This window comes from Paraburkholderia phymatum (assembly GCF_038900715.1).
GTDB lineage: Bacteria > Pseudomonadota > Gammaproteobacteria > Burkholderiales > Burkholderiaceae > Paraburkholderia > Paraburkholderia phymatum_A.
This window is the reverse complement of sequence record NZ_JAYMRZ010000020.1, coordinates 144,510-165,806: the sequence shown is the minus strand read 5'-3', so window position 1 is coordinate 165,806 and position 21,297 is coordinate 144,510. Positions and strand designations below refer to the sequence as shown.

The window sequence follows — 21,297 nt, the reverse complement described above, 5'->3', positions numbered from 1 at the left end:
AGAACGGCCTGAACCTCGGCCAGCCGTACACGGTGAACGGCTATCCGACTGGGACGAACATGGCAACCGGTCTGCCGTGGGCACCGGCAACCGACGGCCTGCGTAACCTGACGGGCCAGGTCGAGAGCGACGGCACCGTGATGTTGTGGGCGATCACGTCGACCGTCAGCGGCAGCGGCGACCAGGGTGCGGACCCGAACAAGCTGGTGGCGATCCGCGATTTGCTGAAGAACACGACCGCTCCCGGCGCCCAGGAACAGTTCGTCACGGTGCGTAACGCAGGGTTTGCGGAGGTGCTGCGCGGCGTATCGTTCACGCCGACGCACTAAAGCCGGCAGGGCCGCATGACGGTCCTGGCTTGACGGGAGGGCGGCCCGGAATTCCCGGGCCGCGCTTCCGTTCAGCTTCGTTCTCATCGAGACGCGCGATGGTCCGCTGTCTGGGGCGAACCAGTCGAACGAATGACATCATGCTCGCAATGGCACATGTCCGCTCGTGACCCGAACACGGGCCGGGCTCGAACCGCCGCCGTGCTCCATTCATGGTATTCCTGACAGAAAAAGGGGAAGACCGAAGTCTTCCCCTCGCGACGGCTATGCAGCCTTCCCGCGTTACACCGGAACCCAGCCACGCAACCGGTCCTCATCTTCACGCGCGGGGCTGACCGACAACACGATTCGCATCGAACCGTCAGCGTTCCGGGTACGCTGGCCTCTTAACCTCAACTCGCCAGCAGCCATCGCAGCTTCGTCGGAAGGCGGTTCGTCCCTGAACATCGGCAACAGCGACAGCCAGCCGCTGTATTCCGGTTCGGAAGCTTCCTTCGCATATGCGCAAACCCGAAGCTCGCCGACGTAGTGAACGTCTGTCGATCCAAATGCCAGACAGAGCAGATGCTCGCCGTCTATGCCAACTCCAAGTGAAGCAATGACGGGCATCACAGCGTCAGCCGTGCGGACAAATCCCATCATGAGCGGCCTGCTGACCGGACCACGCCATTCGTCGATCGCTTTCCGGGCCTCCGGAAGAACGAACAATTCAGCAGTTGCAACGGTTGTTACCGAGAACATATGGCCTCCAGAAAAAGGCCATCCGGGAGCGTCGTTGGACGTTCCACGAATGGCGGAACGTCGAACAACACTGGGTCGACATCCAGGCGAAAAAAGTCAGTTGTCCAGGTCAATGCTTAACGCATTGACGAGGCGATACACCTCCACCTAACGATTTATCACTGAATAGCAGTGCGAAGTTTCGTGAGTTTCACTGTTCTAGCGGGTCGAGGCAACGCTCCCATGTGGCCCGAGATCAGATCAGGTGTTATGTCGATCACGCGCGAGCAGGGTTCCGCGAACGGCAGTGATGCCGTTGCCGTCATTCATCTCACGCGGCTCAGCGGCCGCTTTAAAATTTGCAAAGGCCGCTTGCACGACGATCGGCCCGTGGCCGCGGAAAATCCCCGCCGGACGCAGGGCATCTGGCTATACGAAAATAACGGCAACGCGCCTTTACCAATTCTATCGGCGCAAACTCGCAAATTCCGCCCGCAGATGGGTGAGGAAGCGACAAGCCTTATAGGTCAGCGCGATCAAAGGTCAAGCCGTCATCGATATCGATCCTGCTTGCGGTCCAGGAAATTGCGGTTTGGCAACGGAGATCTGTCACACCAACCGGGGAACAGGCGCGCCGCTGCAGCAGACTACGCACGGATCGTTCACGTGCGCAGGGAATTGCGCGTGACGGGTTCAAGCCCATCGGTACGCATCCCTGAATCCTCGCTCTCCTGCGGTTTGCCAGCCACACTCGCCTTATTCAAAAGGTCAGAGGCGACCGCGCACAGGAGTGAGATGTCGACGGGCTTCCTGAGGTAAACAGTCTCCGACAGAGATGCAGGCTCCTCCGGTAGCGCCAGCGGCGAAGCAAGAGCAAGAATGATTGGTACCTGATTGAGCGCAGGAGTGTCCCGGAACAGACGGCGCAACGTCATACCGTCTATCTCCGGCAAAAGCCAGTCCGTGACAAAAAGATCCGGACGTGTGCTCATCGCGAGCGCAAGTGCGGACTCGCCGGCACGAGCCCATACGACCTCAAAGCCGTTCAGGCGGAGTGCCTCTGTCCATGCGCGGGCGGTCACATCGTCATCCTCGGCGAGCAGAACGACACGCTTTGATGTTGGCTGGTTCAAGCGATTTTCGCCAGTTGATCGGTCCAACAAAGCATTAGCAAATGGCGGACCTGATAGCGGCGTCCGTCCTGATCATTTTTCCTCGGTGCAGCCTGGGAAGCCCGTCGTTGGATGCGTTTCTCTGTACACCTGTTGCCTTGCCTGATAAGGTCCTTTATCCATATAACTGGTCATCGCAGAGGTGAGCCGTGGACAACAGACGACGGCCAGACGAGCCGGCCGATGCGGAGGTGGCCGCCGTGCTGGCGGCGCTCGAACAGGTCACACTCACGCTCAGCTTCGACCCGGATGACCCGGCCAGCATCGAGGCGGCGCTCGGCGAAATGGACGCACGCATCGACGCCGCGATCGCGCCGTTTCATGGACACCCCTTCGTCGAGGCGGTCGCCCGCCAGATCAAGGACGAATGCCGCTACCGCGTGCTGGAGCAGATCGCCACAGGCGCGGCGGCCGGTTCCAGCCGCACGCTGCACTGATGACGTCGTGGCGAATCAACAGCAGCTCGCGCTGCTGCAACAGCCGTGCGACTGACCAGGGCGGCGACGGGAACATGATCCGGCAGACGGAGCTGGCCATGGCGATGTAAGCGCGCCGCGGGCCTGAGCGACCGCGCGCTGATGGTGTTTTCGTTCGCGCGGGTGGGCGCGGCGCTCGCGATGCGTGTCGACGACGTCTATGTGCAGCAGCGGCGCCTGTGAGTGCGCCTCCGCGAAAAGGGCGACAAACGCCATGAGATGCCGCGTCATTACACGCTCGAGGCGTACCTGCATGCGTATCTCAAGGAGACTGGCCTCGCCCACGAGCCGAACGGGCCGCTGTTCCGCACGGTTGCGCCCGGCACGGGGCAACTGAGCGCGACGCCGCAGGCGAATGCGTACGATGGTGCGCCGGCGCGCGCTGCCGACCGGCATCGGCACGAGGATCAGCAACCACACGTTCCGCGCGACCGGCATCACCGCCTACCTGAAACGGCGGCGCGCTCGAGAATGCACGGGCGATATCACGAGTCGACGCGGACCACACAACTCTATGACTGGCGCCGCGACGACAAGGATATTCGCGAGAAGTGTCAGTGCTGAGGAAAATGGCCGAAAGGGATTCCTGACGTCGGGCCAGTTCAGCGGGAATCTTGCCGCACTTCGCGCGCGCATCGACACGGGAATCAAGAAAGTGGACCATTTGGGTTGTAGTACCTGCGCGCGCCACACGCATCCGCGAATTCGCGTACCGCGTGCACCGCAAGAAGTGACTCCCTACGGGTCTTGATGCGGCAGTTCGGTCTTTTTCGTCAGAGTGGCTTCGTCATCGAACTCATCGATACGCAGTAGCCGGCCAGCGTTGGCAATGACGATGAACGTACCGAGGTTGTGCAGGAGCGCAACCGAGACGGCGCCCACCACCCCCGTTGCGGCGAACCCGATCACGCCGACGGTCCACGCGAGACCGATCGCCGCGTTGACGGTTGCGGTACGGCGGCACTGTCGTCCGAGCCGGATACACGTGCCGATGCGCCGCAGGTCATCGCCGAGCAGCACGACATCTGCCGATGCCAACGCAATGTCGATGCCACGCTCGCCCATCGCAATGCTGGTTGAACCCGCCTTGATCGCGAGCACATCGTTCAAGCCATCTCCGATCATCAATGGATGGTGGCCCGCTTCGATTTCGCCCATCACGTAGTCAAGCTTGTCATGGGGCAAAGCCTGCGCGACCACGGTATCGATTCCGGCTTGCGCTGCGAGCTTGCGCGCTACCCGTTCGCGATCACCCGTCAGAAGCGTTTGCCGCACCAGACCCAGATCACGCAATTCCGACAGCGCGCCGCGCGCCTCCGCACGCAACCCGTCGGCAAAGCCGAACCACGCGAGCAATCTGCCTTCGAGTGCCAGACCGACACAGGGGCCGTCAATCCCGTCGGGTGGCATCGGCAATGCTCGCACGTGTTGTGCGAGCAACCCGTGCCGTCCGAGCACCGCAACGCCTTCCGGCGTATCAGCCACGACACCCAGTCCGCGCAGTTCCTGCGTATGCGCGAACGGTGTGCTCGCGCATCCCGCGCGTCCGGCGTCCATCGCATGTCGCACGAGGGCACGGCTCACGGGATGCGCACTGCCCTCGCCGAGTCGCGCCGCGAGCTCGAGAACCTGCGCCATGTCGGCGCCGCGCTCAAGGAACACGTTTTGGACGCGCAGTTCGCCGTAAGTCAGCGTGCCCGTCTTGTCGATCACGAGCGAGTCGATCTCAGCAATCTTGTCGAGAAACGCAGCGCTCCTGAACAGGATGCCATGCCGTGCGCCGACCGCGATCCCGGCGATAGCGGTTGAAGGTGCGGCGAGCACCAATGCGCACGGACACGCGGCGACTATGACGGCCAGCATCGCCGAAGCGTTCGCCGACGCAAACCACACGATCGACGCAATCAGCAGCACGAGCGCCAGATACGCACCCATATAGCGTTCAAGCGCTTGCGTGATCGGCGGTTTCGCCTGCTCTGCGCGCTGCATGAGTTCGATGATCTTGCCGAGCGTCGACTGCTTGCCGGCGTGCGTGACTTCAATGCGAAGCGGGCCGTCGAGATTCATCGCACCACCGAATACGGCGGAGCCGTCCTCCACGTCGATGGGCATGGACTCGCCGGTGATAGGCCCATTGTCGACGCTGGAGCGGCCGAGCCGGACGATCCCGTCAGCGGGAATCCGCGCGCCAGCCACGACTTCGACGAGATCGCCCGCACGCACCGCTTCGTACGGCACCTCCTCGATCGCGCCCGCCGCAGTGACGCGCCGCACTTTGCCCGACGTGAGCCTGCCGAGCGCGCGGATCGCCTCCTGTGAGCCGAGTACGCTGCGCTCTTCGAGCGCGTGCCCAAAGGTCATCACAATCGGCAGGAGCGCCGCGGTCTCCATGTCGCCGCGCGCCCAGGCGGCCAACATCGCGAGCGCGATCAACCGATCGGTCACGCCGTGCAGGCTGGGCGTCCTGAGGCTTTGCCATGCCCCCGCGAATACCGGCCCTGCAACAGCGAGCGACGCGAGCCCCGCCAGTACCTGTGCAAGCGTCTCTCCTCCCGTCGCGAAGTACCGCCACCCGAACGACAACACGAGCAGGCCGCCCGCCAGCAGCGCCAGCGCGATCTGACGTGAGACGGCACGCTGTTCGGATGCGGACAGCAGTGCAATGACTGGCCCTTCAGGCGGCTCGCCTGCCTCGAGCGTTTCTCCCGCGACGGTCCTATGCGCCGCGTTCTCGACGGATGCACTCACCTTGGGTTCCCCGGCAGAATCAGACTGGATGTGTTGTGAGGATCGATCGTTGTCACGTGCGCGACCTTCGACAGGATTTGCTGGACGCGGTCCCGATACACGCGCGCGAGCAGGCCGGGATCGCTGTTCTCGCGCAACGGCGCCTCGAGTTGCTGGATCGTCGTGGTTCTGGTCTGCGCCATTGCAACGCGTTCGGCGGCGCTCGCTTGCGCGTTCTGGACGATCCGGTCGGCATCCTGCTGCGCGTCCTGGCGGCGTCGCTCGGCGTCAGTGCGTGCATCGGCGATATTCCGCTCAGCCACCTGCAGGGATGTCAGCACCGAGTTGAACGCGTTCAACGCGGATGCCGGGAACGTACCCTGCACGTCGACACGTGCGACTTCAATGCCGAGTCCCCCGTGCGCGGACTCCAGCTGGCGCAGATGCTGTTCGATGACCTGTGCGAGATCGTCTCGTAGCTGCTCGCGTTTTGCGGCCATCTGCTGGTCTGCCGACTGCTGCTCGGGTCGCGCCACCAGGATCGCATCGAGATCCCGGTTTGCCGCCACCTCAACTGCCGACGCGGACACGATCCGCTCAAGCGCCGCATCGAGCCGGTCCTTCTGCAACACATAGGCGTACGGATCCGACACGCGGTAATACAGCGTAGCGCTGAGCTGAACAGCGCCGTTGTCGCCCGTCAGCACATAGCCGGAACCCGCCAGCGCGTCGGATTGCAACGAACGGCCAGGTTGATCGTCTGGACCCGGGATCTCCGCCTGTCCGGGTGGCTCCGCGTCCGTCATGTTCTGATCGCCTGCTCGTGCGCGTGGATCACGTTCCAGCGATTGAATGTGCCGCTCGAGCACGCGGGCGCTGCCCGGCACGAGCACCACGGATTCGAACGGGCGCGGCAATGCAATCAGCAGTCCGGCGTCCTGCGTGCGAACAAACGCGCCGAAGCGCGTGACGACCGCGCGGTTATCCGCGGGTATGCGCCGGATGTTCGAGCCTGCCCAGGCGCATGCGGCCAGCACCGCCACGACGGCGATAAACCAGAACGAAAGACGCACGGCCTCGCCACCGGGCCCAAGCTGTCGTGTGCCGGAGCCGGTTCTCATCGCGCAGGCCGACTCTTGTTCGACGCAGATGTTCCTGCTGGCGCGGCCTGCGCTGCTTGCCCCAGCCCGATGCCGCCCGGGCCCTGCACGAGCACCCGGAACGGCGCGGCGTCCGCGCGCAGGATCAGGTTCGTATTGGCGTTGACGACCGAGTCCAGCGTATCGAGCGAGCGCAGCATCGTGTACAGCTGCGGATTGCCCGCATAGCTCTTGCCGTAGATCGCGGCCGCATCCTTGCGCGACTGCGCTTCGATCCCGGCCGCCTTGACGTTCGCGTCCGCAATGGTGATGCGCGCGTCGCGATCCGCGTCCGAGCGAATCTGCGCCGCTTCGCGGTTGCCGTCCGCCGTGCGCTGCGCGGCCACTGTCTCTCGTTCGGCGCTCATCCGCTCGACACTTGCCGCCAGCGTGACGGCCGGCAGCGTCAATTTCTCGAGACCAGCCTGGACGACGTGCACGCCGTACGCAGAATACAGTTGTGCATCGATCTGTTTACGCAATGCGTCTTCGAATGCCGGGATTCGCACCTGCTTCGGATCGGTGTTCACAAGCGATGCGAGATCGAAGCCGGCGGAGGTCGTCTGCAAGGCGGACCCGAGAAGCGAACGGATCTGCCGCGCCGCTTCGTCCGGCTGGTTGCGCACGGCGCGCACGAAGCGGTTGATGTCGTTCGGCTCGTCCGCCACGCGCCATGCAACGTACGCCTGAACGATGATCCGCAGACCGTCGCATGTGCCGACGTCCTGCAGGCCGCTCGACGTCGTGTGCAGGCGCAGGTCCACAGGCACCGCCGCTTCAATCGGCGCAGGCATGCGCCACGCGAGGCCTGGCTCGAGCAGCACACGCACGGGCTCTCCAAAACGCGTGACCACTGCCGCCTCGCCGGCGCGCACCTGGATGAAGCTCGCCGCGGTGATCGCGACGAACACGCACAGCAACGCAAGCAGCACGCGCAGGCGGAAACCGCGGCCCTCAGGCGCTGGGCCGCCGTGCGCACGCTGGTCATGTCCATGATCATCATGGTGCCCATGAGCATGGGTGTGGGAATGAAGCAGACTCATAGTGTCACCCTGAAATCGCCTTGTTCAATGTTCAATGAGCGATGAAGTTCATCCATCTCATCGTTCGTCAGTTGCCGCGCAACAGACCGGCGAGGTCGCCGGCCCTGTACGAGCGCAGGTCCAGGGTTGCGTGCGTGCCCTCGATGAGCCGGTCGTCGATAACCGTGATGCGCGCGTTTTGCAGACCCTTTTGCAGCCTGCTCAGGTAGTACTCGAATGGGAAGGCCGGACCGCCGAGCCGGTACGCGACCATATCGGCGTCGAAATCGATCTGCTGAACGCGCGCAGAGGACACCGTGTCGCTCGCGCGTGCGCTCGCCTGGGCGACGCTCCCGATTGCCCGTTGCTGCGCATCGCCGAGCATGCTGGCCGCGAAGCCGCGCGCCTGCGCGACACTCGCTTGCGCACGGATTTGCGCGGCCTGCACGCCGTGCCAGGCTGCGGCCGCTCCCGCAGGCGGATGCACGCTTTCGATCACGACAGCCACCACTTCAATGCCGCTATTGAGCCGATCGAGTTGCGTCTGCACCGCGTATCGGACGCTGTCGGCCATGGCAGTCTGGCGCGTTTCGAGCAGTGACTGCAGCGTATGTGATGCGAGGTAGTGCACGACCTCCCGGTTCGCAACGGAGCGCACAGTGCCTGCAGGATCGACGGCGCGATAGAGCGCAGCACGTGCGGCGACATCGGTCAGGCCCACCCGGTAGTCAAGCCGGACATCCGCGTTAACGATCTGGAAGTTCTGCTGGCCACCGCTCGCACCCGCAATCACCTGGGTTGTCTCCCATGGATGCTGGACATCCCAGAGACGATTCAGCTGCGCGGGCGTGGCGTCATCGGCAGACACGGATGGCGCGCCGACGCTGCTGTCCTCCGCGCTTCCCGAAACGACCAGTTGGTGCACGGCGCCATTGTCGACGATGCGCGCCTTGCCGAACGGCCAGGGCATGCCGACATGCGGGCCGGGCTGCCAGACCGCGGCGGGCGCACCGAATCGTTCGTAGACGGCGCGCTGGTCGGGATCGAGTACGACGACGGCTGTCAACAGCCACGCGCAGAGGCCCATCACGACAACCGTCGCGGGCAGTTGGCGCAGAAACGTTTGCAATACCCAGTTCTGGCGCAGATCGATCCCATAACGGGTGCGCAATTCAAGGCAGAGCACGGCGAACGGGGATGGCTGCCGACGCAGCATGCCTGCGAGCAGGCTAGCCGGGACGCGCGCTGCGTTTGCACGCGAGCGAGGTGACAAGAAATCCGACAGCGCCGCGCGGATCGCGAGCTCGATGGCGATTGCACAGCTGAGGAGCGCCGCGGCATGAACCGGCCAATCGAGCGCGATCTGCGTTGCCGCCAGCCATGCAGCGCCAGCGGCCGCCGCAAGCTCGATCAGCAGCACCACGCGCAGCATCTGAGCGAGCGACGCCGACACACGGGAGCGCTCAGCACCGCGGGTGTAGAACCGTTCGGCGACGAGCGTGACAAAACCCAGAATCAGCGGCGCGACAGCGCCGGCGATGATGGCCCCCGGACCCTGCGCACCATTCAGCGCGGCGGGCAAAAGCGGCCTGAAGGCGCTCGCAGCAATCACAAAGGACAGGCAAGCGCAGGCGGGCACGAAGCAGCGTTGCCAGTGGATCGCATGAACAAGGACATTCCACCCGGCCGTATCCTGCTTCGGCCGGACAGCCAGCCTGATGGCCTTTGCGACGACGCGCCAGCTCAGGGGCTCCTTCGGAATAGGCGGCGTGTATTCGGCCAGCCGCACGCCAATCGCGACGATGAACACATTCAGGCATGCGCTGGCCAACGGCCCGCACCATCGCAGATCCACGGGCAGACTTCGTGCAAAACCCAGTGCGCCCAGGACCAACGCAAGCCCTGCGGCCACCCATCCGAGCGGCGCGACGCCGCCGGGTCCCGCAGCCCGATCACGGTCCCGTTCACGCTCCATTCGATAAGACATCGAGAGTCCTTACACATGCGTTACAGGGTGTGGTCCTGTCGTCGCCAGCCTGGGAATAATCCGCGAGCCGCAATCTAGCGCGTCAGATTGTGAAACTCAAGGGATACCCGCAGATGGTCGCCGCCCCGCCTGCGTGCCGTGCGCAGGCCGGACGCGCGGTGCCTTCCCCGATCCTTCGTTGACGGTTCGCTCTTGCCAGGTAGTCGTGCGAATGAAAGATGCTTGCGAAGGGTACCCAGGAGGATTCAGCGTGGATCAGCCGTTCGAATGACAAGTCGTCCGGCCTTGCCTACGGTTGCGCGAAAGCAATCCGAACTCATGTTTTGCTCGTTTGCTGTGTGATGTTATATCATAACGTCAGTTGCTCGAGGGACGTCAATGCTTCGCGCAACAGATTCACCCGATACGCGAGCGCATACCTCTTCCCGATCGACCGCTTAATGACCGTCCTTGTGCTTACTCTTTCCTGTCATAAAGCAGTCCTGATTGAATGATGGGCCCGTTGCTGAGGTCGATCACTCACTGTGTGCGGCCGATAGCGCGACGCAGCGCAGGTCGTCACATTTTTCCCTCGCATGCCTGTCACCTGGCGAGGGGGCGAGGCCGGGAGATCGTTCGCCGATCGCTTGTCATCATGAATCCAGCTTCCATAGGGCGAGCAAGAAGAATGAAAAACCGCACACTGATCGCACAGGCGGCGCTTGTGTTTTTCGCAGTCGCCTCGCGCGCGTGGGGCGCATCAGGTGGCACTACACTGACGGGCACGGTGTCCGATCCCGTGGGCAAGCCCGTCGCCAACGCGAAAGTGGATATCCAGGACGCCAGTGGCGCCACCATCAGCACATCCAGCACGGACACGACGGGGCATTTTGCGATCGGCGGTGTGGCGCCCGGCACATATGCGGTCGTGGTCACCGCACCCGGTTTTGCGAGTGGCAGCAGTATTGCGAGCGCCCAGTCCGATACGTCGGCGATGGTCAGCGTGCAGCTGCAAAAGAGCGACACGCTGGACGTGCAGGTCAACGCAAAACGTCTGAACGACGCACGCAACGGTTTGCTGCCCGAGACGGGCAGCAGCGTCTACCGTTTTACGCAGGCGGATATCAACACCATGCCCGCCGGCGAGAACACGCCGCTCAATCAGGTGCTGCTGCAGGCGCCCGGCGTCACCAATGACTCGTTCGGACAGTTGCACGTGCGTGGCGAACACGCGAACCTGCAATACCGGATCAACGGCATCATCATCCCGGAGCCGATCAGCGGGTTTGGCCAGTCGCTCGACACGCGGATCATCGACCAGCTGAACCTGCTGACAGGTGCGCTGCCTGCGCAGTATGGCTACCGGACAGCCGGTATCGTCGATATCCGCACGAAGTCGGGCGACGCGGGCAATGGCGGGGCGATCGATGTGTTCGGCGGCAGCCACCAGACCGTCAAAACGAGTGCCGACGTGTTCGGCAGCCAAGGGCCGTTCAGCTACTATCTGAGCGGTTCGCTGGGCATGAACAATCTTGGCATCGAGAACCCGACCGCAAGTGCCAATGCCATTCACGATCACACGCGTCAGGGCGACGCGTTCGGCTACCTGTCGTATCTGATCAATCCGTTGACACGCGTGAGCCTGCTTTTTGGCTCGACAAGCAACCAGTTCGAGATTCCGAACACACCAGGTCTGCCGACGAACTTCACGCTCAATGGCAACAGCACGTTCGACTCGTCGCAGCTCAACGAAACGCAGTCCGAGCTGAACAGTTTTGCGGCCATTGCGCTTCAGGGCACGAACGGAGGCGCACTCGATTATCAGGTCGCGCTCTTCACGCGCTATACCCGTACGAAGTTCAACCCGGACCCGGTTGGTGACCTGCTGTTCAATGGCGTCGCCTCCGAAGACTTCCACAGCAACTCGGCCAACGGCGTGCAGGTCGATACGACCTGGCGTCTGAACGACAGGCATACGATACGGGCGGGTCTTTTTTTTCAGCAGGAACACGCCGTGTTTGATAACAGCGTGAACGTCTTTGCTGTTGACGAAAGCGGCAACCAGCTCTCCGACGTGCCCTTCAACATCCCGGACAACAGCAGCAAGACGGGCTATCTCTACAGCCTGTACGCCCAGGACGAGTGGAAAGTCACTGACAGGCTGACGCTGAACTATGGCCTGCGCTATGACCGGATGGATGAGTACACGACTGCGAGCCAGCTAAGCCCGCGCGTCGGCCTGGTCTACACGCTCACGCCGACGACGACCGTGCATGCCGGGTACGCGCGATACTTCACGCCGCCCCCGTTCGAACTGGTGTCCGCCTCCACAATATCGAAGTTCAACGGCACGACGAACCAGAGCCCGTCGAGCCAGAACGACCCGGTGCAGCCGGAACGCAGCCATTACTTCGATCTCGGCATCACACAGAAGCTGGGCCCCGCCGTGACGCTCGGACTGGACGCCTACTACAAGAAATCGACTGATCTGCTTGACGAAGGACAGTTTGGCTCCGCGCTCATCTTTACGCCGTTCAACTACCAGTACGGCAAAACGTATGGGGTGGAATTCACCGCCAACTACAAACAGGACAACGTCTCCGCCTGGCTGAACCTTGCTTATTCCCGGGCGCAGGGCAAGCAGATCAATTCAGCACAGTTCAATTTCGATCCGGACGAACTGGCGTACATCGCGAGCCACTGGGTGTATCTCGATCACGATCAGCGCGTGACGGCCTCGTTCGGCGCCGCGTACGACTTCCACAAAACCACGTTCACGTTCGACGGAATCGTGGGGTCCGGCCTGCGCAGCGGTTTTGCCAATACGGATCGCCTGCCTGTCTATGCGCAGGTCAACCTCGGCGTGATCCAGCACTTCAACGAGCCCCTGCTCGGCAAGGTCGACGCGCGCCTGCTTGTCGTCAACGCATTCAACCGGGTCTACCAGCTGCGTGACGGCTCGGGCATCGGCGTGGGTGCGCCGCAGTATGGTCCGCATTTCGCCGTGTATGCGGGCGTGGCCAGGTATTTCTGATCGGCGGCCTCGGGAGAAAGATCATGCAGGAATGGACCGGCTTTCTGGCAGCCATCCGCACGGGTGGCTGGGTCATGTATCCGCTGAGTGTGCTGGGCATTCTCGCCCTGACTATCATCATCGATCGGGCCTACGTGTTCGCGCGCTTCGCGAGCGCGCCGGTCCGCATTCTGCAGCCCGTACCATTCCCTGTCGATGGGTTATCTGACGGATTCGCTATCAGTATCGGCAATCTTGCCGCACAGAACGCCTTTCGGCGCATGGCTGCACCGTGGTTGCCTGAATCAGACTCGCCAATCTGGTTGCGCGAGGCCTCGGCGCAATCCATCGCGGCGCAGATCGAGCGGGACATGGGTAGAGGCCTCTGGTTACTGGAGACGATTGTCACGGCTGCGCCGCTGCTCGGACTGCTCGGCACGATCGTCGGCATGATGAAATCGTTCCGGCTGTTCGGTGGCAACGGACTCGTCGATCCGGGTGGGGTCACAGGTGGTGTCGCGCAGTCGCTGGTCGCGACGGCAATCGGGCTGATCGTCGCTGTCTTCGCACTGTTCGCCTTCAACTATTTCTCGCGTCGGCTCGAGCGCCTGATGGACGAACTCGAACTGTTTGCCAACGCGCGACTCAATGAGATTCGCCTTGAAGATGATGCGCGAGGAGATCGGAGATGAAACTCAGACGCTCGCGCGCTTCCCGGCGCGGTCGCATCGAGATCATTCCGATGATCGACGTGATGTTCTTCCTGCTCGCGACTTTCATGCTGGCATCGCTCGCGATGCAGCGGCTCGACGCCGTCCGGGTCAATCTTCCGTCCGGACATGCGCAGCCGATTAACACCAGCGAGCCGTTGACGGTCTCAGTAAGTGGCAACAACGAGGTATCGGTCAACCGTCATGCCGTGCGCGCAGATCAGATCGAACCGGAAGTCAGGCGACTGCTGCGCCCCGACGGCAACGTCGTCATCGCAGCGGATGACCACGCGGGTCACGGCGCAGTCGTGCAGGCGATGCTCGCGGCGCGGCGTGCCGGTGCGGAACACTTCCTGATTGCCGTGCGCCGTGAATAGAAGCTGCCATGAGCTGCTTTGCGTGCGCAATGAGGCGAGCGTGCGCACGGGCGTCGCCTTTGTCGTTGCCTTGTGTATCTGGGTGCTGGTTCTGTTCGCCCTGTCATCTGGCCTGCTCAGGTCAAGCCGTCCGTCCCGACCGGCCGCACCTCTCGACATGCGCGTGGTCATGCTCGATTCGCCCGCAGCGCCTGCCTCAAATCTGCCCGAAGCGCCGGCTGCGCCGCCTGCTTCCGCAGCGGCTGAAAAAGCGGTCCCACGCGCACATGCGCAACTGCGCACACCGATACATCGCGCCATGCCGACGACCGGGACCAGACCAGATGCGACCAGGGCGCCGGCTCACCCCGCGCCCGGTGCAGCTCCCGCACAAGATCAGACGGAAGAGCAGCGGTTAGAAGAAGCGGCCGCAGCCAGATCACAGCAAACGTCCGCCGCGCATGATGGAGCGCCGTCTGCTGCATCGGCGTCGAACGCCGCTGCACGCTCGATCTCGCAACCACTACCGGCATTGCCCGACGATCTGCGCGAGCAGGCGTATCAGACGGTGGCGACGGCGCGCTTCACGATTCACGTCGACGGCTCGGTTGATGTCGAACTCGTCAAGGCGACACCGTGGCCGCGCCTGAACCAGTTGCTGCTCGAGGCGTTGCATCGATGGCGCTTCTTTCCCGCGTTGCGCGATGGCCGGCCCGTCGAAAGCACGCAGGAAATACGTGTGCATTTCAACGTCAGCTGACATCCCGATGTGAATCGACTGGAGCCGTGGCGCATGCGACCTGACGGACCCCCCTCAACGCGGAATCGGAAATTCGGAGAAACAGTCCCAGCGGCAGCAAGGCGACTTCTTTCAACTGACGGGTCGGCGAACGATAGCTATCAGATCCAATCAGCCGCCTCAATGACATGTCACGAGCCTACCTAGAGGACAGGTCCATGGCGGCACCTGGACTTTCCTGCCCCTGACTGGCAGTCAGAGCTCTACCGGTGGCAATCCTATTTGGCATCTCTGGAGCCCTCGTCCCGCAGGGCGGAGCCGGTATCCACCGGTGTTCGGGCCACGAGTCGATAACTTTATTGTCGCAACCGGGACAAACTAATACGGTCTATGAGGGATGGTGACGAAGCCGATCTTCGTGAGACCACCCGCCTGGGCCGCCGACATCACGTCCGCCACCTTCTCGTACGCAACCTTGCGGTCCGCGCTCAGATGCAGTTCCGGTTGCGGATTCTGCTGCGCAGCCACGGCGATTTTCGCCTGCAGCGCATCGTCGGAGATTTTCTGGTCGTCCCACAGCACGTTGCCGTCGGCGTCGATCGACACCGTCACCTGGGCGGGCTTCGTGTCTTCCTTCTGGCTGCTCGCGTGCGGCAGGTCGATCTTCACCGCGTGGCGGATCACCGGGATCGTCACCATGAAGACAATCAGGAGAACCAGCATGACGTCGACGAGCGGCGTCATGTTGATTTCGTTCATGAGGCCGTCGTCGTCGTCGCCGGCAAAAGGGCTCATTGCCATCGCCATGCCTCCTCGTTAGTTGGCGCGGGACGCGAGCCGCAGACCGTCTGCGCGCTTCGTCGACGACAGGCGCGCACCCGTCACGAAGAAGGCATGGAGGCCATGAGCGAAGCGGCTCAGCCTGCTGACGATCGCCTTGTTGGCGCGCGTGAGCGCGTTGTAGCCGAGCACGGCGGGAATCGCGACGAAGAGGCCGAAGGCCGTCATGATGAGCGCCTCGCCGACAGGACCGGCGACCTGATCGATCGACGACTGGCCCGTCGCGCCGATGGTCAGGAGCGCGTGATAGATGCCCCACACCGTGCCGAACAGACCGACGAAGGGCGCGGTGCTGCCGATCGATGCGAGAATCGCGAGGCCGCTCTGCATGCGCGCGATGCTGTCGTCCATTGTGTCCTTCAGGCAGCGCGTGACCCAGTCCGACACATCCATGCGGTCGTGCAGATGCGGCTGCGTCTGATGATGATGGTCGGCGGCTTCCTGGCCCGACAGCGCGAGCGCGAGGAACGGGTTTTCAGCCGGCGACGACGTATCGCTGCCGAGCTTCTTCACACCGTCGTTGAAATCGTCCGCGTGCCAGAATGCCTGCTCGGCGTTTTTCGTCAGGCGCTTGAGACGCATCACATGCCAGCTCTTGATGACGATCACGCTCCACGACAGCACCGACATGATGAGCAGTGCCACCGCGATGCCGCGCGTAACGAAATCCCCTTGTGCCCAGACGTGGGCAATACCATAGTTCTGCATGGCAACTCCTTTTCCCTTGAAGTCTGTCCAGGCCGATCAGTTCAGACTGAAGTTGAATGGCTGGGTATACGCGGCGCGGATCGGTTCGCCGTTTTCGAGGTACGGCTTGCACGAACTGGAATGCATTGCATCGAGCGCGGCCTGGTCGAGGCGATCGTAGCCACTGCTTGTTTTCAATTCGACGTTCTCGATCCTGCCCGTCAGCCCGACAACAAAGCGGACCATCGCTGTCCCGGACTCGCCATGTCGGCGTGAGAGTGCTGGATACTCGGGCTGGACGATGCTGCAATCGAGGTGCGACACGCTCTTCGGCGCGGACAGCGCCATCGTCGGCTTGCCGACGGCAGGCGCTGCGGGTGCAGTTGGCGTCGCGGGAGCGGGCGCGGCTGGCGCGGGTGGAGCCGGTGGCGCAGGCTCGGCGGGCCCGGCGATCTCGCGCTGCGACGGCGCCTGCGCAACGGGCAGCGGCTCGGGTGTGGACTTCGGCGTCGGGTGCGGCTGCACCTTCGGCTTGACCTTCCGCACGGGCATGGGCTTCGGCGGAGGCGGCGTCGGGATCGACTGGATCGCCGCCGGCGCGGCGACGGGCGCCGGGCTGATCAGCTCGGCCGTGATCGTGCGCGATTCGATCGGCCGCGCGGGCACGTCTTCGCGCATCGTGAACGCGACCGCGAGCGCGACAACGTGGATTGTCACGACGAGCGCAGCGACGACCGCAAACCGTCGTTTCACACGCGAAGCACTATCAATGTTGCGCGGGTACGGAGTTGCACTCACTACGATCCCCATATTCATTGCATACAAACCATGCGACATGCAGCGGACAGGACAACACCGTTTCGAACAGGTGCCTCGTGTTCAGCGCGACCTGTCACGTGCTGCCCAATCCCTGTTGCTGGACGCACCTCGACCATCCGGATGCCGCGACGTTCGGAGCCACGTTCAGTGCCCCATCGCGGTCGCACTTTTCGTCTCGCATTCGGCATTGACCTGCTCGCCGTCGCTGAACACAAATGTGAACGGAATCGACACTCCGACCTTGAGCGGCGTTTTCGGCTTTTCGAGCATCACGTGATATCCACCGGGCGTGAATGCCAGCGTGCCGTGCGCCGGCACGGTCACCTTGTCGACCATCACCATGCTCGACGTGCTGCCGCTGCGCCGGGTCTGGTGAAGCATCGCCGTCCCGTAAGCGTCGGTTCGAACGCCGGTCAGATCGACCGGTTGCGCACCCATGTTCACCACGTTGAAATAGGCGCCCGACGGAAGATTGCCGGGCAACAGCCGGATCCAGCAGCCGGACACCCTCACCGATGCGGGCGCCGCCGCAGCGGTTCCAGCCCAACCGCATAGCACGGCTAGCAGCATGACGAGAGGAGTCTTCATTTTGTCTCTCCTGATACGAGAATGCGCGACGGCGTCAGGACGCGACCGGCTGTGACGGGCGGCCGAAGATCATCCGGTCGGCGCACCAGACCGCGACGAGCGTGACGCCCATCAGCGGAAAGACCAGACCAAGCAGCACGAGGCCGAGCTTCCAGCCGCGCATCGGTGCACCGATATGTTCGCGGGCAGGTGCGCCGAGCGCGCCGGCCGGCCGGCGTTTCCACCACATTACGCAGCCGGTGACGGCAAGCGCAGCGAGTCCGAGCGAAAGCGCCGTGCAGACCAGCTGGTTCGCGAGGCCGAAGTAACGGCCCATGTGCAGCGACGTGCCATACGACACTGCCCTTCCAACAGCGCCGTAGTCGCCGTAGCGGATATCTTTCAGGATTGCGCCGCTGTACTGGTCGATGTAGAGCGTGCGTTCGAGCTTCGGGTCCGGCGGGAAATACGACACGGTGTAGACGCCGCTCGCAGAAGCCGGCAACGCGACGTCATATCCGTCGGTGAGGCCCAGGGCCCGCATCTGCGCGACGACGCGGCCAAGTGGCAATGCCGAAGGCCCGGCATCGTGCGACTGCGGCACCGGCACGGCGCCGGCGGCCCACGGGACCTGCGGCAGCGGCAGATCATCCATCGTCATGCCCGGCATCGCATCCATGCCCGACTCGTGAGCCTCGTGCGATCCATGCCGTGTTTGCCCATCAGCGGGTTGAGACCGATTGGCCGGCGCTTGCCCGCCCGGCAGCATCGAGTGCAACGGTAACCCGCCCCATGCGCCCGGCGGCGCACCGAGCCCGGCACTGGCCGACAGCGATTTGAACTGCTTGCCCCACGAACTGGTCCACGGCAAACCGGTAAGGACGAACGCGAGCGCGCCCACGGCAAGCCAGATGCCGAGCGCCGCGTGTACGCTTTTCCACAGCGGCCGGCCGCGCGGCGACAAGCGCGGCACGAGCGCGCCGCGCAGCGTCGTGCCCGCGCGTGGCCACCATAGCGCGATGCCCGTGCCGATCATGACGAGCGTCCAGCAAGCGACCAGCTCCATCAGCAGCTCGCCTGGTTTCCCGAGCAACAGCTTGCGGTGAATCATCCGGTCAACCTGCATCAGGCGCCCCTCGACGCTGAGTGTGCCGAGCACCGTGCCGTCGTAGGGATTCACGTAGACGCTCTGGCTCTCCCCATCCCGCAGCCAGAAGATGAATTCCGCGCTGCGGTCCTGTCGTGACGAGACTCGCGCGGTCGTCGCGACCGAACCCGGCGGCAGCGCGCGACGCGCATTCGCGAGCAACGCGTCTTCGTCGAGGCGCGGCGCGTTTTGCGGTTCGACAACGAGCCGGTGCGGATACAGCAGTGGCTCGAGCTGTGGCTGGAAGCAGTACAGCGTGCCCGTCAATGCGAGCACGACGAGAAACGGCATGACAAAGAGGCCGGCATAGAAATGCCAGCGCCACAGCGTGCGATAGGCTCGGCCTACGGTAGTGACAGCGGCCGGTGGTGGGCGCCGGTCGATTGCGGCAGTAGACATGCGACCTCCTCCGTTACAGATGCAGCCGGCCTTCGACATAAAAGGTCCGGCCTGGATACGGGTGATAGACGAAATAACGTGCATCGAAGATGTTGTCCACGCCTATGCCGATTTCGCTCTGCTTCGTCGGCCGGAACGTGAATTTCGCATCGGCAACCACGTAAGTGCTGGTGCCGCCGAACACGTCGGGATTCGAATCGGTATTCGTGAGCGTGTTGTACTGGCGCCCGGAATACCGCGCGGCGAGCGTCAGCGCGGCGCGCGCGTCGAAGTGGTAGGTCGCGGCGACGTTCGCGCGCCACAACGGAATCCGGTAGAAGTACTTGCCCACCGTCGCGGGATTCTGGGCGTTCTCGAGAATCTTCGATTGCGTATAGGCCGCGTTCGCAATCAGGTCGAGGCCACGCACAAACACGTCCTGCCCTTCATAGGCCGTCTCGACGCCGCGCGAGCGCACCTTGCCGATGTTCTGGAAGCTCGTCACGTTCGGAATGACGGTCGTATCGGTCTGGCTGAAGATCGTGTTCTTCACGTCGTCCTGGAACAGCGTCAGGCGGAACACGCCGTTCCAGTGAGCCCATTCGGCAGACAGCTCTTTCGAGAGGTCGTCCTCGGGCTGCAGATTCGGATTGTTGTTGATGATCGTCGAACCGTTGATCTTCCCCTGGAACAGCTCGCCGACCGTCGGAAAGCGATAGGCACGTGCAATCGACGCACGCAATGTCAGGTCGTCGGTGACATCGAACGACAGCGACGCCTTCGGCGAAAAGTGATGCTGGTCCGCGCCCGGATACGGCAAGGTCGTCGCGCCGAGCGCCTGGAACCCGTCGTACGCGCGCCAGTCTTCGTAGCGCAGCCCGTAGACGAACTTCCAGCGCGGCAGGAAGCGCCATGCGTCCTGTGCATAGGCGGCCTGGGTCTGCGTGCGGCCCCTGAACGCATTGGCGAAGCTGCCGGACGCGCCATCGCGCCACGCCGCGGTGTTGTAGGTCTCGTTGTCGAGGAAGTAGTTGTCGTAGTGATAGCCGAAGGTCAGCGCGTGGTTCGTCAGGCCCGGCTGAGGCGAAGCCGGCGTGTATGTGGTTTTCAGGTCGAGCGTCTTCCAGCCGGTGCCGTCGCCGAATGTGACGACACCTGGCCCGTTGCCAGGTCCGCCCGCGTTGGCCGTGCGCGCCACGCTGTTCGACACGTCGTAGTAGGAGGCGATGGCTTCCGCGTTCCAGCCGGTCGCGTTGTGCGTCTTGAGCCACGCGCCGTAGAGCCAGTTTTCGCTGTTGCCGAGGCTCGGCGCCATCGCGGCGGCCGGAATGTTGTACTCGAGGCCGTTGATCGCGACCCTGCCGCTGTACACCGGATTGCCGTTCGCGTCGCGCAGGAACGTCGACGTTTCGCTGTTGTACGTCTGATGCCAGTAACCGAGGGTGAAGCCGGCCTGCACCGTCGGCGTGAAGTCGTACTGCATCTTCATTTTCAGCTGGTCCTGAATGGTGCGCTCGATCCCTTCGCCGTTCACGCCGAGCACGGCAGTCGGCGCATTGGTCTGGTTGTTGTAGAAGTACGCGCCGGTGACGGGGGTGTCGCCCGGCCTGGCGGGCGTCGTCGATTGCGCGAGCGTCGCGAACTGCAGCGGCTGGCTGGTGTTCTCCAGATGGTTGGCGCCGATGAACCACGAGAACTTGCCAATGCGATCGCCGATGGTCGCGCTCGCTTCAGTGCCGCTGAAGTTCTGGTTGACCCCGTACAGATCGAAGTGCTGCGTGAACGCCTTGACGTCCGCAGTCGCTTCAAATTTCGTCGGCATGTGCGTGGTGATCAGCACCGTCGCGCCCAGCGAATTGCCCGGGTAGAGCGCGGAGTAAGGGCCATAGATCACATCGACCTGCTGGATCTCATCCGGAAACACCATTGACCAGCGCGGCGGGAACGAATAGCTGTTGCCGAGCAGATTCGACAGCAGCAGCCCATCCGCGTAGACGAGGCCGCGCGCGCTTTGCACATTGCTAGTGCCGCGCACGGCGATGATCGAGTTCAGGTCGCCGATGAAGCGTTTGCGCACCGCGAGGTTCGGCAGATATTTGAGCGCGTCTTCTGTGTTGACTACGTTACGGTTGTCGAGCTGCTCGCGCGTGACCGTTTCAGTCGTCGCGGGCAGGTTCGGATCGACGACCGGGCGATAGCTCCCGGCGCTGCTTGCTGTAATGGAGACCGCCGGCAACTCGTTCTCTGCACGCTGTGTGTCAGGTGTTGCGTCGGATGAGGCGCCAGTAGGAGCGGCGGCCACACTCGACGTCTGTGCGACGGCGGGAGGCACGGCGAGCGTAAGCGGCAAGAGGCCAAACGCGGCGTGGCGCATCCGCGCACGCGTGCCACGGCGAAGACTTCGCAAGGCGAAGTACAGCATGAGATTTATTCCTGTGCGTATTGGTGAACAGCCGCAGCGAATGGCGCCGCGCGCCTTCAATGGGCGCG

The 21,297-nt window shown here is 63.3% G+C and carries 18 protein-coding genes and 1 pseudogene; 7 read left to right on the top strand and 12 right to left on the bottom strand.

All coding sequences use genetic code 11. From position 1 onward, the window contains the following. A pseudogene (locus VSR68_RS30805) lies at positions 1 to 329 on the top strand (hypothetical protein); the annotation flags it as partial. A 282-nt stretch (positions 330 to 611) separates the two neighbouring features. Here the strand turns inward: VSR68_RS30805 and VSR68_RS30800 are convergent. Continuing rightward, a complete protein-coding gene (locus VSR68_RS30800; protein ID WP_342943452.1) occupies positions 612 to 1,070 on the bottom strand; it encodes a hypothetical protein in 459 nt (152 codons plus the stop codon). Between the two features lie 641 nt (positions 1,071 to 1,711). Then, entirely contained in the window at positions 1,712 to 2,182 is a 471-nt protein-coding gene (locus VSR68_RS30795) for a response regulator (protein ID WP_342943451.1), read from the bottom strand. A 188-nt stretch (positions 2,183 to 2,370) separates the two neighbouring features. On the opposite strand from VSR68_RS30795, the gene VSR68_RS30790 reads away from it, so the two are divergent. Both VSR68_RS30790 and VSR68_RS30785 read left to right on the top strand, forming a co-directional pair. Continuing rightward, a complete protein-coding gene (locus VSR68_RS30790; RefSeq protein ID WP_342943450.1) occupies positions 2,371 to 2,658 on the top strand; it encodes a hypothetical protein in 288 nt (95 codons plus the stop codon). A gap of 222 nt (positions 2,659 to 2,880) precedes the next feature. Further along, the gene (locus VSR68_RS30785; protein WP_342943449.1) at positions 2,881 to 3,261 is read left to right on the top strand and encodes a hypothetical protein; all 381 of its coding nucleotides are present in this window, start codon (positions 2,881 to 2,883) and stop codon (positions 3,259 to 3,261) included. Between the two features lie 174 nt (positions 3,262 to 3,435). On the opposite strand, the gene VSR68_RS30780 is transcribed toward VSR68_RS30785, so the two are convergent. From VSR68_RS30780 to VSR68_RS30765, 4 genes are all read right to left on the bottom strand, one after another. Further along, on the bottom strand, positions 3,436 to 5,445 hold the full coding sequence (locus tag VSR68_RS30780; RefSeq protein ID WP_342943448.1) for a cation-translocating P-type ATPase: 2,010 nt from the start codon (positions 5,443 to 5,445) through the stop codon (positions 3,436 to 3,438). Beyond that, entirely contained in the window at positions 5,442 to 6,545 is a 1,104-nt protein-coding gene (locus VSR68_RS30775; RefSeq protein WP_342943447.1) for an SPFH domain-containing protein, read from the bottom strand. Before VSR68_RS30775 ends, VSR68_RS30780 begins: the two co-directional genes overlap by 4 nt. Beyond that, the gene (locus VSR68_RS30770) at positions 6,542 to 7,606 is read right to left on the bottom strand and encodes a protease modulator HflC (RefSeq protein ID WP_342943446.1); all 1,065 of its coding nucleotides are present in this window, start codon (positions 7,604 to 7,606) and stop codon (positions 6,542 to 6,544) included. The genes VSR68_RS30775 and VSR68_RS30770 overlap by 4 nt, the downstream gene beginning before the upstream one ends. Positions 7,607 to 7,673: 67 nt before the next feature. Next, positions 7,674 to 9,572: a protease modulator HflK gene (locus VSR68_RS30765; protein WP_342943445.1), complete on the bottom strand. Its 1,899-nt coding sequence runs from the start codon at positions 9,570 to 9,572 to the stop codon at positions 7,674 to 7,676. A 667-nt stretch (positions 9,573 to 10,239) separates the two neighbouring features. On the opposite strand from VSR68_RS30765, the gene VSR68_RS30760 reads away from it, so the two are divergent. From VSR68_RS30760 to VSR68_RS30745, 4 genes are all read left to right on the top strand, one after another. Next, positions 10,240 to 12,585 (top strand): TonB-dependent receptor, encoded by a 2,346-nt coding sequence (locus tag VSR68_RS30760; protein WP_342943444.1) that lies wholly within the window; start codon positions 10,240 to 10,242, stop codon positions 12,583 to 12,585. A 23-nt stretch (positions 12,586 to 12,608) separates the two neighbouring features. Continuing rightward, positions 12,609 to 13,256: a MotA/TolQ/ExbB proton channel family protein gene (locus VSR68_RS30755; protein ID WP_342943443.1), complete on the top strand. Its 648-nt coding sequence runs from the start codon at positions 12,609 to 12,611 to the stop codon at positions 13,254 to 13,256. Continuing rightward, a complete protein-coding gene (locus tag VSR68_RS30750; protein ID WP_342943442.1) occupies positions 13,253 to 13,651 on the top strand; it encodes a biopolymer transporter ExbD in 399 nt (132 codons plus the stop codon). The genes VSR68_RS30755 and VSR68_RS30750 overlap by 4 nt, the downstream gene beginning before the upstream one ends. Positions 13,652 to 13,949: 298 nt before the next feature. After that, entirely contained in the window at positions 13,950 to 14,390 is a 441-nt protein-coding gene (locus tag VSR68_RS30745; protein WP_342943441.1) for an energy transducer TonB, read from the top strand. Positions 14,391 to 14,747: 357 nt separating this feature from the next. Here VSR68_RS30745 and VSR68_RS30740 read toward each other — a convergent pair whose 3' ends face one another. The 6 genes from VSR68_RS30740 to VSR68_RS30715 form a co-directional block, all read right to left on the bottom strand. After that, entirely contained in the window at positions 14,748 to 15,170 is a 423-nt protein-coding gene (locus VSR68_RS30740; RefSeq protein ID WP_342943440.1) for a biopolymer transporter ExbD, read from the bottom strand. A gap of 15 nt (positions 15,171 to 15,185) precedes the next feature. Continuing rightward, the gene (locus tag VSR68_RS30735; RefSeq protein ID WP_342943439.1) at positions 15,186 to 15,917 is read right to left on the bottom strand and encodes a MotA/TolQ/ExbB proton channel family protein; all 732 of its coding nucleotides are present in this window, start codon (positions 15,915 to 15,917) and stop codon (positions 15,186 to 15,188) included. 36 nt (positions 15,918 to 15,953) lie between these two features. Beyond that, positions 15,954 to 16,712 carry an energy transducer TonB gene (locus tag VSR68_RS30730; protein ID WP_428983625.1) on the bottom strand — a complete coding sequence of 253 codons (759 nt, stop codon included), beginning with the start codon at positions 16,710 to 16,712 and terminating at the stop codon, positions 15,954 to 15,956. Positions 16,713 to 16,859: 147 nt separating this feature from the next. Then, positions 16,860 to 17,303, bottom strand: a complete 444-nt coding sequence (locus tag VSR68_RS30725) for a copper chaperone PCu(A)C (protein ID WP_342943438.1) — start codon at positions 17,301 to 17,303, stop codon at positions 16,860 to 16,862. Between the two features lie 34 nt (positions 17,304 to 17,337). Next, positions 17,338 to 18,828 carry a PepSY domain-containing protein gene (locus tag VSR68_RS30720; protein ID WP_342943437.1) on the bottom strand — a complete coding sequence of 497 codons (1,491 nt, stop codon included), beginning with the start codon at positions 18,826 to 18,828 and terminating at the stop codon, positions 17,338 to 17,340. Positions 18,829 to 18,841: 13 nt separating this feature from the next. Continuing rightward, on the bottom strand, positions 18,842 to 21,229 hold the full coding sequence (locus VSR68_RS30715; protein WP_428983624.1) for a TonB-dependent receptor: 2,388 nt from the start codon (positions 21,227 to 21,229) through the stop codon (positions 18,842 to 18,844). Positions 21,230 to 21,297: the final 68 nt, after the last annotated feature.

Coding starts and splice junctions, on each gene's coding strand:
- VSR68_RS30720 (WP_342943437.1), bottom strand. CDS start 18,828: ATGTCTACTGCCGCAATCGACCGGCGCCCACCACCGGCCGCTGTCACT.
- VSR68_RS30765 (WP_342943445.1), bottom strand. CDS start 9,572: ATGTCTTATCGAATGGAGCGTGAACGGGACCGTGATCGGGCTGCGGGA.
- VSR68_RS30755 (WP_342943443.1), top strand. CDS start 12,609: ATGCAGGAATGGACCGGCTTTCTGGCAGCCATCCGCACGGGTGGCTGG.
- VSR68_RS30745 (WP_342943441.1), top strand. CDS start 13,950: ATGCCGACGACCGGGACCAGACCAGATGCGACCAGGGCGCCGGCTCAC.
- VSR68_RS30735 (WP_342943439.1), bottom strand. CDS start 15,917: ATGCAGAACTATGGTATTGCCCACGTCTGGGCACAAGGGGATTTCGTT.
- VSR68_RS30760 (WP_342943444.1), top strand. CDS start 10,240: ATGAAAAACCGCACACTGATCGCACAGGCGGCGCTTGTGTTTTTCGCA.
- VSR68_RS30730 (WP_428983625.1), bottom strand. CDS start 16,712: ATGAATATGGGGATCGTAGTGAGTGCAACTCCGTACCCGCGCAACATT.
- VSR68_RS30775 (WP_342943447.1), bottom strand. CDS start 6,545: ATGAGAACCGGCTCCGGCACACGACAGCTTGGGCCCGGTGGCGAGGCC.
- VSR68_RS30770 (WP_342943446.1), bottom strand. CDS start 7,606: ATGAGTCTGCTTCATTCCCACACCCATGCTCATGGGCACCATGATGAT.
- VSR68_RS30750 (WP_342943442.1), top strand. CDS start 13,253: ATGAAACTCAGACGCTCGCGCGCTTCCCGGCGCGGTCGCATCGAGATC.
- VSR68_RS30800 (WP_342943452.1), bottom strand. CDS start 1,070: ATGTTCTCGGTAACAACCGTTGCAACTGCTGAATTGTTCGTTCTTCCG.
- VSR68_RS30740 (WP_342943440.1), bottom strand. CDS start 15,170: ATGGCAATGAGCCCTTTTGCCGGCGACGACGACGACGGCCTCATGAAC.
- VSR68_RS30725 (WP_342943438.1), bottom strand. CDS start 17,303: ATGAAGACTCCTCTCGTCATGCTGCTAGCCGTGCTATGCGGTTGGGCT.
- VSR68_RS30715 (WP_428983624.1), bottom strand. CDS start 21,229: ATGCTGTACTTCGCCTTGCGAAGTCTTCGCCGTGGCACGCGTGCGCGG.